This window comes from Streptomyces sp. NPDC014995 (genome assembly GCF_043080745.1).
Lineage (GTDB): Bacteria > Actinomycetota > Actinomycetes > Streptomycetales > Streptomycetaceae > Streptomyces.
The window spans coordinates 1-13,294 of record NZ_JBIBVX010000039.1 but is presented as its reverse complement, the minus strand read 5'-3'; the positions used below and the strand labels follow the sequence as shown (position 1 = coordinate 13,294).

General features: G+C 32.7%; 11 protein-coding genes. 4 read left to right on the top strand and 7 right to left on the bottom strand.

The features are described from left to right. Positions 1-177: 177 nt before the first annotated feature. On the top strand, positions 178-495 hold the full coding sequence (locus ACF1A1_RS39000; protein WP_350623827.1) for a hypothetical protein: 318 nt from the start codon (positions 178-180) through the stop codon (positions 493-495). A 124-nt stretch (positions 496-619) separates the two neighbouring features. Here the strand turns inward: ACF1A1_RS39000 and ACF1A1_RS38995 are convergent, their stop codons facing one another. Next, on the bottom strand, positions 620-859 hold the full coding sequence (locus ACF1A1_RS38995; protein ID WP_350623825.1) for a hypothetical protein: 240 nt from the start codon (positions 857-859) through the stop codon (positions 620-622). 373 nt (positions 860-1,232) lie between these two features. Between ACF1A1_RS38995 and ACF1A1_RS38990 the strand changes: the two genes are divergently transcribed. After that, positions 1,233-2,051, top strand: coding sequence for a replication initiation protein (locus tag ACF1A1_RS38990; protein WP_350623823.1), 819 nt, complete (start codon positions 1,233-1,235; stop codon positions 2,049-2,051). A 334-nt stretch (positions 2,052-2,385) separates the two neighbouring features. Here ACF1A1_RS38990 and ACF1A1_RS38985 read toward each other — a convergent pair whose 3' ends face one another. Both ACF1A1_RS38985 and mobQ (ACF1A1_RS38980) read right to left on the bottom strand, forming a co-directional pair. Continuing rightward, a complete protein-coding gene (locus tag ACF1A1_RS38985) occupies positions 2,386-2,808 on the bottom strand; it encodes a hypothetical protein (RefSeq protein WP_350623821.1) in 423 nt (140 codons plus the stop codon). Between the two features lie 205 nt (positions 2,809-3,013). Next, positions 3,014-4,900, bottom strand: a complete 1,887-nt coding sequence (gene mobQ, locus ACF1A1_RS38980) for a MobQ family relaxase (protein ID WP_350623818.1) — start codon at positions 4,898-4,900, stop codon at positions 3,014-3,016. A 417-nt stretch (positions 4,901-5,317) separates the two neighbouring features. On the opposite strand from mobQ (ACF1A1_RS38980), the gene ACF1A1_RS38975 reads away from it, so the two are divergent. Then, positions 5,318-5,614, top strand: coding sequence for a hypothetical protein (locus tag ACF1A1_RS38975; RefSeq protein ID WP_341082331.1), 297 nt, complete (start codon positions 5,318-5,320; stop codon positions 5,612-5,614). Between the two features lie 996 nt (positions 5,615-6,610). Here the strand turns inward: ACF1A1_RS38975 and ACF1A1_RS38970 are convergent. The 3 genes from ACF1A1_RS38970 to ACF1A1_RS38960 form a co-directional block, all read right to left on the bottom strand. Continuing rightward, positions 6,611-7,633 carry a DUF3231 family protein gene (locus ACF1A1_RS38970; RefSeq protein WP_341082329.1) on the bottom strand — a complete coding sequence of 341 codons (1,023 nt, stop codon included), beginning with the start codon at positions 7,631-7,633 and terminating at the stop codon, positions 6,611-6,613. Positions 7,634-7,836: 203 nt separating this feature from the next. Next, positions 7,837-8,625: a hypothetical protein gene (locus ACF1A1_RS38965; protein ID WP_341082328.1), complete on the bottom strand. Its 789-nt coding sequence runs from the start codon at positions 8,623-8,625 to the stop codon at positions 7,837-7,839. Between the two features lie 477 nt (positions 8,626-9,102). Next, positions 9,103-9,342, bottom strand: coding sequence for a hypothetical protein (locus ACF1A1_RS38960; protein ID WP_341082326.1), 240 nt, complete (start codon positions 9,340-9,342; stop codon positions 9,103-9,105). Between the two features lie 114 nt (positions 9,343-9,456). On the opposite strand from ACF1A1_RS38960, the gene ACF1A1_RS38955 reads away from it, so the two are divergent. Further along, the gene (locus tag ACF1A1_RS38955) at positions 9,457-10,200 is read left to right on the top strand and encodes a hypothetical protein (protein ID WP_341082325.1); all 744 of its coding nucleotides are present in this window, start codon (positions 9,457-9,459) and stop codon (positions 10,198-10,200) included. A gap of 787 nt (positions 10,201-10,987) precedes the next feature. On the opposite strand, the gene mobQ (ACF1A1_RS38950) is transcribed toward ACF1A1_RS38955, so the two are convergent. Next, a complete protein-coding gene (mobQ, locus tag ACF1A1_RS38950; RefSeq protein ID WP_341082332.1) occupies positions 10,988-12,901 on the bottom strand; it encodes a MobQ family relaxase in 1,914 nt (637 codons plus the stop codon). Between the last annotated feature and the right edge of the window lie 393 nt (positions 12,902-13,294).

Below are 13,294 nucleotides of genomic sequence, written 5' to 3'. Positions count from 1 at the left end.
GAATATGCTCTTTGTTTGCAACGCAAACCGCACACAAACGAAGTTTGTATAAGTGCGCCCTTCTTCACTTTGTTCATTGGGGTGATTATACCACAGGCAGAGTGAAGATACTATTATGTAATTCTAGTGTTTCTGCGATAGTTTGATTATAATAGAGAAAAACAAGGCGGTAGGGGAGTGAGAGCTTTGGCTCGAAAGACAGAAGAAGAAAGACTATTAGAGATGGATGAAAAAATTAAGAAGATGCAAGCCGAGAAGCAAAGGCTTGCTAACCAATTAAAACAAAAGGAAAGAAAGGCAAGAACACAAAAGCTAATTAGAATGGGTGGATTATTAGAAAAACATTTAGGAATAACAGGAGAAGAAGAAACTATTAAGTTGATTGCTTCTTTCCAAAAATCTATTTTGGAAAATAAAGATAGAGTAAATGCCATGGACATTAATCAAGCTAGAAATATACTAGGGATTCAAGTCCAGAGTTCAAAAGAATCTTAATCCATATTTTATTGTGTTTCTACTCTAGGTTAGATAAAAGATACCGATTTTGAAATTTATCAAAATCGGTATCTTTATCTAACTCTATTTATAAAAGGATGTATTTTCTTCTTTAAAATCGAAATTAAATGGGACCAGTTACATAATACATAAATAATAATATAGAAGACAAAATGCCTATACTATTTAAGATTTTCCCCATAAAAATATAATTGTTTTTTCTCTCTTTAATTTTTTTTGCTTGTTTATATCCTATAACTCCTAATATTATTGCAACTAAACAAAACCATAAAGAAAATACAGTCAAATAAGCAGAGATCAGAGCAACAAAACCTATTAAAATAGCTTTTACTTCCTCCTGCACAATATATACCTCCCTAAACATTCTTTGTTTTTCCATTTTTTATTATATATGTTATTAATTTGAAGAAATATTCGGATTGATATAAAAAATTAAGGGACATAATTTTAACTTTTAATAATATAGTTATTTTTTAAAGATTTTTAAAACCTTTTTACTTATTTATAGGAGCTTGAAACCCTTGGGGCTGTAAGTCTCAAAAATTTAAAAGTGAGTTTTGGTGCACTTAAAGTGAGTTTTGGTGCACTTAAAAGTGAGTTTTGGTGCACTTAAAGTGAGTTTTGGTGCACTTAAAGTGAGTTTTTTAGAAAAACTTGTTTTTTAACTCACTTTTAAATATGATAGTTATATCAAGAGTTATGAAAGGAATAAAGAAATGGCAAGGAGATTAGAAAAATTATCTGATAGAGTACCAAAATTAAAAGAAATGGAAACACGTAATTTCCCCGTTGTTAAATCTAATCATCTAATTCAAAAAACTCGTTTTGATTTAACATTGGTTGAACAAAAATTGATATTGCACGTAATCCAAATGATTGAGCCAAAAGATGATGATTTTAAAACGTATCGTTTTTCAATTAAGGATTACTGTAAAATTTGCCAAATCAGCGATAGAAGTGGGAAAAACTATTCGATTATTAAAAGTTCCCTGAAAAAGATAAGCGACAAAAGTTTTTGGATGGAACAAGAAGATGGTACGGAAGTGTTAATGAGGTGGATCGACAAAGTAGTTATAGACCATAAGAAAGACATAATTGATATTAAATTGGATAAAGATTTAAAGCCTCATTTGTTGCAGTTGAAGCAATTTTTCACTAAATATAATTACTTATATGTAATGACTATGAAAAGCCAATATAGTATTAGGCTCTATGAAATATTAAAGTCTTACGAAAATGTCCAAGGGATTATTTATGAAGTGGATGAATTAAGGAAAGTCCTAAATCTAGATGATGATACATTACCTAGATGGGTTGATTTCAAGCGTTTTGTGATAGAACAAGCTATTAAAGAAATCAATAAATTAACTGACATTACGATTACATACGATACGATTAAAAAGGGAAGAAGTGTTTTCGAAGTTGTATTTAATATTAAATCCAAGTCTGAAACACAAAAAATTATATCTCAAAGATTAATTGAAAGAACATTAGATAAGAAAAATAAAGATAATGATGATGATACTCCTTACTAATAGCATTGAGAACGTTTTAAAGGGGTTATATTGAGCCCTTTTTTAAAATAACGCATTTAAAGGTGTTAAATGGATAACGGCCTTCTACGGGCTTTGTATACACTTTAAAGGGGGAGTTGATAGTTATGGAATTTGATGATTCAAAAAAAATCATAAATGGGGAATTTGATATGAACCGCACTTGGTATGTAGGATTTGAATACAAAAGGGATTACGCAAAAAAGCCTTTGTCTGGGGAGGAAAATGAAAAACTAGTGGATGATCTAATCCAGGTCTTTGCAAAGTATGAAATGCAGTGGAAAATGAAATAAAAGGCTACCCAAAGGCAACCTTTTTATCGTTTTATTAAAGGTTCGGATTTAAAAAGAACTTTTTTTGTTTCAGCATCAACAATTATATTTTTTATATCTTTACCATTTTCAGATACTGTTAAATAAACATATACTTGTCTATTAGGATGAAAACCATCACCTGAAACTCGATTTTCACCAATAAACTCATCTACTTTTGACAACACCTTGTTCACATCTTTAAAAGAGACTTTTTCTCTAATGTTAATTTTAGCGTTCTTGTATTCAGTATATTGTTTTTGGTCTATTGAGCTATAAAAAGAATTTGGACTAGCAAACTTTTCACTAGAGTTATCAGGATATTTGCTCCATGATTCTTTTGCTGGTTCCTTAGCTTGAATTGAATTTGTGCTTATTCCCATTACTAAAACAACTAATAATATCATTGCAGTAATCATTTTCTTCATTTTGTATTCAACTCCTTTTTTGTATTATTTGATTGATTATCTGTTTTTATAAACAAATCTCTATAAGAAATAAAAAATGACCTCCCTACGGCTTGGCGCTGTTTGGAGGTCATTTCACTGATCTATAAAATATAGAGCCAATTCTTAAAAGAGTAGGCTAGCTACAGATGCTGTCACATCTGTAGCTTTTTTGAATATAGCATGATTACCTTTCTAACCCAATGTTTTGCCCTTTTAAGCGTTGCTTTGGTTTTTGCTTAGCATTTACTTTGTGTTCCTGCTTTTGGGCTTGTTCTACCCCTTCTAGGATGGCTGAAAGAAAGTCATTGCTTTGGCTTAGGCTTTGCGTTTCTTGTTGAACTTTTTCAAGTGCTGGAGCAACTTTCTCTATTTCTCTTTTATGTTGTTCCAAATGCTCCCGATCTTCATAACCGATGGTTCGAATAGCTTGAGTTAACTGTTCTCGTTTTTGTAAATCTTTCTGATAAGCTTGTTGTTCTTCCTTGGAAAACAGAATTTTTCCTTTTAAGTAAGGATTCGATTCGATTCGTTCAATTCGTTTTTCTAGTTCAGTAAGATGATTAAAATAACTTTCTGCATTTTGAGCATTCCGAACAGCCAGATTATAGTTTTGAATACCTTCTCGATTTAATTCAATTTTATGCTGTCTTTGTTCTAAAGTATGTTTTATGTTGTCGAGCGATATAGTTTTTCCTTGTTTCTCATTTAGTCGGTTCAATTTAGATGCTGTCTTGTAATCCAAATATTGTCCTGCTGTTTTCAATTCAGGATATTGGATAGCTACTTTACGAATTAGCTTTTGCTTTAGTATTTCTTCTGTCTGGTTTAGTATTTGTTTTTGGTCTACAGATTTTAAGATGCTCCCGTTTAAAGTTCGAGTAGACGTATCAATTTGTTTACTTAATTGCTTTTTAGCTAACTGGATCTCTTCACGTGCAGATAAACCAGCTTCTTTTAAACATGTATTTAAGTGGTCATGCTGGCTGATGATTTTATCTTGTAAAGTGTTGATACTAGCACGCAAATTTTCTTTTTCCTTACGTTGGAAAAATCCTACTTTATCAAGTTTTCCCTTTAATTCTTCTAATGTTTTTTCATAATGAGAAAGCTGTTTTTCTGCTTGTTCTGCAATAGAAACTATGTGATTTTTTGTCTTTAAAGATTCTAGTGCTTTTCTTTGTTGTTCGGTCTGTACTTCTAATGATTTTCTATAGTTGGCAATTGTTGCTACCGTTGGAATTTCGCCAATAATTTGTTTGGCTGCCTCCACATTTTTTTGTTCTTCAGTAGTTAATTCTACAGACTTCTTTTGCTCCTGTTGTTTTAACTCTGCTTCTATTTGTTGCTTCTCTTGGCGGTATCTTTGTAAGTCATAAACAATAGCATTATGCTTTTGTACTTCACGATTAATATTACCTCGCTCAGTTTTCATCCCCTTTTTCTCCATATCAGAAGCGACATGCCCCATATGAACCGTAGGTAAGATTTCAAGTCCACGTTCAGCGTGAGATTTATGTGTAATTCGTTCTTTGATGTTTGATTGTTCTAATGCTTTATTTGCGTATTCTGACCATTGTTCTCTCCACTGCTCCAGCAGTTCTTTTTTGTTCCAATCACGATTCTTTGTAGTAAAGCCTTCTTCTGAAATTTCTCGTGTTGTTAACATTATGTGAGCGTGAGGATTGTTGGAGTCATCTCTATGAATAGCGATATCAGCAACCATGCCTTTATCTACAAATTGGTCTTGGATGTAGCCTTTGATTAATTCAGTTTGTTGTTGATTGGAAAGTTCTTTAGGTAAAGCAATATTTATTTCTCTGGCTAATTGAGAGTTCTTTCTTTTCTCAGAACGTTCAATTTCATTCCAAAGAATCTCACGATTTTTAACCCAAACAGGGGAATTTTCAGGAGCAAGAATATGGGTTTCCGGCTTCACTTCTCTTTTGTAAAATTTACTTTCATTAGTTTGTTCATCAACTAAACGCTGACCAGAACGATAGGCAGCTGACGCAATTGCTGATTGTCCTTTTCCTCTGGAAATCATTTGTGCTGAGAAGTGATAGATTGCCATATGCTTGAACCTCCTTTTCAAAAGATTTTGTAGTAGCCGTAATAAAAATGATCGTACCGTAAGGTGGGAGAATTTTTATTATGGAATCGTAAGAAATTAATTAGACGAAATGGCATTTTGCCAATGAGAAATAATTAATCTCTTACGATGAGTTTTTGTATTCGTCACAAGACGGATACTCATTCGCACATCAGCGAATGAAGGATTTTAATTTTTATATTCGCAACAAGCGAATATGCTCTTTGTTTGCAACGCAAACCGCACACAAACGAAGTTTGTATAAGTGCGCCCTTCTTCACTTTGTTCATTGGGGTGATTATACCACATGCAGAGTGAAGATACTACTTTGTTATTCTAGTGTTATAGCTATAATTTGATTATAATGGAGGAAACAAGGTTATAAGGGGAGTGAGGGCTATGGCTCGAAAGACAGAAGAAGAGAGATTGCTAGATATGGATGAAAAGATTAAGAAGATGCAAGCTGAGAAGCAAAGGCTTGCGAATCAATTAAAGGAAAAAGAGCGTAAATCTAGAACAAAAAGACTCATTCAAATTGGGGCATTAATGGAGAAGCATTTAAAGATAGAAGGGGAGGAAGAAGCAATCAAGCTAATCGCTTCTTTCCAAAAGGCCATCTTGGAAAGAAAAGAACAAATTCAAGCAATGGATATACATTTAGCTAGAGAGATATTAGGAATTGAAAATAAAAAGTAACTCTCTTAAACTAGTGTTGACCACAGGGTCAAATAATGACCAATAGGTCAACGTTGATGTTTCTTTGAATAAAATAAAATGACCTCCTTCGATTTATTCGTAGGAGGTCATTTCATACTTTAGTATGGGAGCCAACCCTATAAAGAGTTGGTCAGGCTATAGATCTGAAGTATCTGTAGCCTTTTTTTATTATAATATGTAACCACATTCAAAAGATAGAATTTTTGCTTTTTGAAATTAGAAAACAGAATGATCCAATTCAAAAGAACAACCATTATTCTAAAGAACTATTGGCGACTAGTCTCTTTAAATCTTTCCTTCATAGCTTAATCTTTTTAGGAAAAACTAAAGTTACAGAAAGGAGAAATTTGATATGCGTGTTTTATTAACCATTGGTATCATGATTTTTTGCACCATCTCTAATGCTTATTTCACTCACTACATTCAAGAAAAAGCAAGAAAGCGCGGACTATACAGCGGTATTGTTTTGACTATCCTAGGTTTAGGTTACTCTACTTTTCAAACATTATTTATTATAAAAATGCAAAAAAAAGAATTTGAAAAAAAGAATTAGATATGAACCGCACTTGTTATTAGGATTTGAATACAAAAAGATTGTTAAAAAGCAGGCAATAGATAAAATCCCCCTGTATAAAGTTAATCCAAACTAATAAAATTTAATTAACCTACTGTAGAGTATGAACTTCGGCTAAATAGTCGGAGTTTTTTTGAGCTGATGATTAAAGGAAATACAAATACAAAAAAAGTGGTCATTTTTAGAGATAAAATTCCTCTCTAATGCTCACTAGACCTTCATAATCACTTTTTAAAGCGTTGCTTTTTAAATAAGAGTAGTTAAATAAGTAATTTAAATAAAATCGCTAAAATAAGGCTTAAAACAACTCTTGTTAAGTGTCCCAAAATTAATATACCCCTAAATCATTTACTTCTTCGATTGAATAAATGACCTCCCTTCGGTTTAAGTTGGCTTTACATTTAATGACCATCATGTTTATTTTTCACTAACTTCGTTTTATCCTTAGTTCCTGGTGGTTGTTCAAGCCAATTATTCTTTATCATAATGTCGGCTCCCGACTTTGCAAATGTAGCAATTTCAAGGGATAGGCGTTCATAACTAGTTGCTAGATCGTTGCGTTGACTAGCTGCGGCTGCAGTAGCATAGTTACCAGTTCCACTTGCACTTAGTAATGCCATATGGAACATGATTAATTTGTCTGAAAACGTTTGGGTCGTGGAATCAGAAATACCATGATCGGGTGACATGGGTGCTTCAATATCACAACCAAGCAAAGAATCCATAAAAATTTTCATATGTTTTTTGGATATCTCTTTACCAGTTAACAAAAAGTCCTGAACTTCTTTTAATGGCGAAGTCTGTGCAAAAGCAAGGCTAATTTTCATCCCTATATGATTGGTTTGAATATTTAAATATAAGTGAGAAATTTCAATTGCATTTAAAGGACGCTTGTCGCTTAATAGATTAAATCCACCTAAATACTTTTTACTGTCTATGTAATCCGTCTCAGTTGGAACAGGTATATAGGGTGCTCTTAAAAATATCCCTTTATTTAGCATTACTTGTGTGCTTTTATCATATAATTTAGTCGTTTCAGAGATTCCCTCTATAAAATAATCCCTTATATCTTTTCTAATACTCATGCCAAGAGAACCACCATAGGCTAATAATCCAGCTCTTGCCATATGATTGACATAGCTTATACAAAATAAATCTGTAAATAAACTCGGTGCATTCATATTAACATCTGCTTCAGAAAACCCATTCGGTATAATATAGTTTTCATGTTTAAATATAGTGATGAGTTTTTCTATATGACTAGCTGACAGATCATATGAAAACTGAATAATTGGTTTAATCTCTTTGTCCTCTATATGTTTTAGCATATAACCTAAAATACATTTACTCATGCTGTCATTCATATAGGCAGTCCAAAGAATTGCTATTTCAGAAGCTGTTAAATCTACATGGTTTCCTTTCATGTGAAACCCTCCTAAGTGGCTTAATAAAAAGCTCTGTTTAGGGTTTAGGAAAAAACAAAAAATGCTACTAATCCCCTTTTTTTAGGGTGTCTTATTCAAAGAAACTTATACAAAACGTAAAGTTAGCAGGCATAGTTCAATGAAGTTGGGATTATAAACTCAAAGTGTATATAATCGCTTTGAAATACGTTTTAAATGGCATTTTAATTTTCTAACCAATTGTAGAAAGGTACCTTTTTAACAGGTTCTTTTCCTAACATGCCTTTGACCTTCTCATATGATTCGTTATGTGCTTGCTGTTTAGCCTTAATTTGACGATTATTTTCAGCATAAAGAGCTTGCCATTCTAATTTTGTAACCAATGTATCTACGTAACTGGACATGTATGTGATTTTAGTGCCTTTTTTTATGGAATCAGTAACTCTATTAGTTACATATTGAATTATTTTATTAGCTTGCTTATATATATTATTTTCTTGTTTTTCAGGTACTAGATAGGTAGAAAAAGTTTCCCCTTCTTTTTCCCTACTGCCAGAAGGCTTTTCGCTGTTTTCTGTTTCGCAATCTGTTTGGAAATTAGTCCTATCAAGTCCTAATAAATTCACCCAATATTGGAAGTAAGGATGATTAACAAATAGATAGACTGGGTTCCCCCGACCGTTACACTTTCTGGCACGTCGATATACTTTTATAACTTGTCCCAGTTCTACTAGCTCTTTCAGGCGATATTGGATAGTTCGGTCACTGATCCCGTTCCTTTTTGCCAGGTATTCGTCACTCGCATAAAAGAATCCTAACTCCGTACTGAAGAAACAGACCATATCAAAAGCCTGTCTTGTTCCTTCTTTTAGTCGGTACCATTTATCCCCTATGGACTCTTGAATAGATTCTAATAAACTGTACTTAACTTTTTTCTTTTCTGTTTTTGTTTCTACATATGGTGTGTAAGATATCATTTGATTAAATTGGTGTGATTCCACAAATACTGTCATGTTCAATTTCTCCTTTTTCGGAACAAAAAAAGACACTATTATCCCATAAACCAATGGGAAACAGTGTCTTTTATCAAAAGTTATCGAAAAAAGGAAACTTTTTTTCCTTGAATAAACGTGTTTTATACACTAAAATGATTGGTATATAATACTTAACGTTATATGTTCAAAGGACTTCGACAAGTGTTTCCCTACCGAGAATAGGGAGACGGTTAAAGGGTGCGACCAACACCACTTTAACAGTTGGAGTTCTTTTTCATTATCCGGACTATTTAGTTATCTGTAATTTTATACCTATCAATCTATTCTAGCAATACTAATTTACTAGATTATATTTGAAATTAATAAAATAAAAAGCATAGGATCGTCTCCTATGCTTTTTTTCTTTTTATCCTAATACGAAATAAAAAGTTCATATTTTAAATGAAATGTAATTTTTTTCTATAAAAGGAGGTATTTTCTTTTTTAAAACCGAAATTAAATAGGACCGGTTACATAATACATAAATAGCAGTATAGAAGACAAAATCCCTATACTATTTAATATTTTCCCCATAAAAATATAATTGTTTTTTCTCTCTTTAATTTTTTTTGCCTGTTTATATCCTATAACTCCAAATATTATTGCAACTAAACAAAACCATAAAGAAAACACAGTCAAATAAGCAGCGATTAGAGTAACAAAACCTATTAAAATAGCTTTTACTTCCTCCTGCACAATATATACCCCCTAGAATATTCTTATTTTTTTCCATTTTTTTATTATCTATGTTATTAATCTGGAAATTATTCGGATTGATATAAAAAATTAAGGGGAAGGAAGATTGTTTCTATGAGTATGAAAAGAATTGTTTTTGTGTTAGGTTCACTTGTATTTTTATTAATTAGTAATTTTGGTTTAGATTTAAAATCAGCTAATGCAGAAAGTATCTCTACTGAAGATGGACTGAAGTATATTGAATCACCAGCTAATTATATTGAGTATTTAGAAAAGGAAAGCAAAATAGATGACTACGCAGCAGAAGGATTAGAAGCATTTAAAAATTTAAGTGAAGAAGAACAAAACACTTTTCTTTTAGCATTACAACCAGATAATTATATGAAATTAATCGGTACAGCAAATGCTAATCCTGGCGTATCAAACATTAACATAGAAGGAAATAAAGTACCTGTAGAACTACAAACAAATACTAACCCTTCAATAGGAGTATTAGCGACTGGGAAAAAAACTGTAACTGCTACCTATAAACTGTATGTTTTAGGTATTAAAACAACTACATTATATAGTACAGTTGTTTTTAACTATTCAGGTTCAACAGCTACAAAAGTTTTAGATAATTACGGAAGCCACAGTAACATAAATCCTTCTATGATATGGCAAAAAGGAATTGGAAAAGGTTATTTAAGTGGTGGAGATGCCTATGGAAGAGCTTCATGGACAGTATACTCAACTGGTAGTTTAGGTTTCATTAATGACTCTGTTGATTTTTATGCTCGTGGAGATGGAAAAAACAGATACTATAAAGTGGATTCTACACGGTCAGACTGGAAAACTGGTGGATGGATTTCTTTCTAAAAGTTGATTCCAATAAAAAAGCCTAAGATCTTAGGCTTTTTTATTTTTTCTTGAGAAATTTTATAAGTAAATATATTCCTCCTATGATAACTATAAGCCAAAAAACGAAAGGAATAATACCTAAAATATCCATAAAAACCATCCTTCAATTTTTTAAATTTTCTTTTTGCTAATCAAGTTTCTGTTGTTAAAAAAAAAACGTCTAATGAATCCAACAATTAATCCAAATCCTAATATTATTAGAACTATATAGCCATTAGACAATTTTCCTTGAAGTAGTAGAAGAAACAGCAATACCGAGATTACTACAACCACGAATAGTAAAACAACATCAATTCGCTTCATGAAATCATCTCCTTTTCTTAGTTGATACTTTACTCCCGTTGTGTTGGAAATCATAACTAATAATAACATTTTTTTCTTATTCTTATTTTGTAAGTGTTTAATAGAATTAGATAGTATTTTGCTAGTTAGTTAACATAATGCGTCTTATCCCAAGCAACCAACAAAACAAAAGACGGAATTCGGCCATATTTGGGCAAATTCCGTCTTTTTAGGTTTGGGAAATACATATAAACTTGGAACAATAATGATATCGGCGATCTTTCATTTTCTTTTAATTGCTGCGGATTGCTAGTTAGTTTCATGTTTGACAACAAAAATCAAAACAGAGACAACTCCCTCAGTTGTCTCTGTTAAGGATTACATAATAAGGAGGTATTACATGATCAATAATATGTTTGAAATGAAAGAAGTATGAATTGCTCACTCTCTTTATCAGTGTTAATCACCGTTCCAACTCATTTCTTTGCCCTTTTAAGCGTTGTTTTTGCTTCTCATTAGGATTTACCCCTCGAGTTTGGTTTCGGGCCTGTTCTAGGCCTCGGATGATGGCTGACAAGAATTCTGTGCTTGCTCCATAACCACCTTGATGCTTCCCTAACTGTAAATCTTCGATTTCTTTTATTGTTTTATCTTTCAAGTCCATATTACTTAGAATCTTATCTCGATTATGAATAAAGTGGTCTTTATCTCGAAATCCTTCTTTTTTTAAAGATTCTTGGCACTTACTCTGTATGTTTAAAAGGTCGTCATAGGCTTTCTTATTTGTTTCAGAATGAAGTACCTTTCCTTTTAACAAGGGATTACTATCAATTTTTTGCAAACGTTGTTCAATCTCTAATAATTGATCAAAATACTTTTCTACCCTTTGGATTCGCTGAATACCTACTTGGAACTTTTGTAAAAAGTTTTTATGTTCTTCAATATGTCTGTTCCGAGCACGAATAGTGGATTTAATACTATCTATACCGACAATCTTTTCAGCTTTTTTATTAAGGTTATTTAGCTTTTGCGCAGTCTCATACGATAAGAATTTTTCGGCATTTTGAAGTTCAGGATAGTGAGAAATGACTTTACGTATGACTTGCTGCTTTATTATTTCTTCGGTTTGCTTTAGAACTATTTTCTGTTCAATGGATGTCAGATTGTTTTCTTGAAGCTTTTGAGTAGCTACTTTCAGTTGTTTATTCAAATTCTTTTTAGCAAATGGAATCTCTTCCACTTTAGCCAAATTAGCTTCTTTTAAGCATTGAGCCAAATGCTGTTCTTGCTCTGGAATTTCACCTTGTACTTCTGTAATCTTATTGCGTAAAATTTCTTTTTCTTTTCGTTTAAACAATCCTGTCTTATCCAGTTTTCCCTTTAATTCTTCTAAGGTTTTTTCATAATGAGAAAGTTGCTTTTCGGCTTGTTCAGCTACGGAAACGACATGATTTTGTGTCTTTATAGATTCTATTTCTTGTTTTTGTTTTTTGGTCTGTATTTCTAATGATTTTCTATAGCTAGCAATGCTTGTCATAGTTGGTGTATCACCAATAATCTGTTTAGCTAGGATAACTATTTTTTGTTCTTCAGGAGTTAATTCTACTTTCTTCTTTTGCTCCTGCAGTTTTAACGCTGCTTCTCTTTGTTGCTTCTCTTGACGATACTTTTGAAGGTCATAAACAATCGCATTATGCTTTTGAACTTCACGATTAATAGCCCCTCGTTCGGTTTGTATGCCCTTTTTCTCCATATCAGAAGCAACATGCCCCATATGGACAGTAGGTAAGATTTCAAGTCCACGATCTGCATGGGATTTATGTGTGATTCGTTCGTTGATTTGTGCTTGTTCTAATGCTTTGTTTGCATACTCGGACCACTGCTCTCTCCATTGCTCCAGCAGGTCTTTTTTATTCCAATCACGATTCTTCGTAGTAAATCCATCTTCTGAAATTTCTCGTGTTGTCAGCATGACGTGAGCATGAGGATTGTTGGCATCATCCCGATGGATAGCGATATCAGCAACCATGCCTTTATCTACAAATTGATCCTGGATGTACCCTTTGATTAATTCTGTTTGTTGTTGTTGAGAAAGTTCTCTAGGTAGTGCTACATTGATTTCTCTGGCTAATTGAGAGTTCTTCCTTTTCTCGGAATGTTCCACTTCATTCCAAAGAATCTCACGATTCTGAATCCAAACTGGCGATTTTTCAGGGGCAAGAATATGGGTTTCTGGTTGCACTTCTCTTTTGTAAAACTTACTTTCATTTGTTTGCTCATCGACTAAACGCTGACCAGAACGATAGGCAGCAGCCGCAACTGCGGATTGCCCTTTTCCTCTGGAAATCATTTGAGCAGAGAAATGATAGATCGCCATATCCTTGTACCTCCTTTTTAAATTTAAATTGAATAACAAACTCCATAATGGAACAAAATATTAAAGCCAACTGTTGAAATTCATGTATCACACCAAAAAGGGAGTAGAAGGCTATCTACTCCTTTTTTATTTTTTAAAAATGAATTCGGAGAAATTATAAAGACAAGTTGAACAATTGCTGACATTGCCAACGAGTATTTATAAAAATCTTCCGAATCCTTTTTTGTATCCGCATTATGGCGGATACTCATTCGCCCACTAGCGAATGGAGGGTTTTGATTTTGTATTCGCACCAAGCGAATATGCTCTTTGTTTGCAACGCAAACCGCACACAAACGAAGTTTGTATAAGTGCGCCCTTCTTCACTTTGTTCATTGGGGTGATTATACCACA

What these genes read in the sequence shown, in the direction of transcription:
- ACF1A1_RS38990 (WP_350623823.1), top strand. Translation starts at nt 1,233, where the DNA reads ATGGCAAGGAGATTAGAAAAATTATCTGATAGAGTACCAAAATTAAAA.
- ACF1A1_RS38985 (WP_350623821.1), bottom strand. Translation starts at nt 2,808, where the DNA reads ATGAAGAAAATGATTACTGCAATGATATTATTAGTTGTTTTAGTAATG.
- mobQ (WP_350623818.1), bottom strand. Translation starts at nt 4,900, where the DNA reads ATGGCAATCTATCACTTCTCAGCACAAATGATTTCCAGAGGAAAAGGA.
- ACF1A1_RS38975 (WP_341082331.1), top strand. Translation starts at nt 5,318, where the DNA reads ATGGCTCGAAAGACAGAAGAAGAGAGATTGCTAGATATGGATGAAAAG.
- ACF1A1_RS38970 (WP_341082329.1), bottom strand. Translation starts at nt 7,633, where the DNA reads ATGAAAGGAAACCATGTAGATTTAACAGCTTCTGAAATAGCAATTCTT.
- ACF1A1_RS38965 (WP_341082328.1), bottom strand. Translation starts at nt 8,625, where the DNA reads ATGACAGTATTTGTGGAATCACACCAATTTAATCAAATGATATCTTAC.
- ACF1A1_RS38955 (WP_341082325.1), top strand. Translation starts at nt 9,457, where the DNA reads ATGAGTATGAAAAGAATTGTTTTTGTGTTAGGTTCACTTGTATTTTTA.
- mobQ (WP_341082332.1), bottom strand. Translation starts at nt 12,901, where the DNA reads ATGGCGATCTATCATTTCTCTGCTCAAATGATTTCCAGAGGAAAAGGG.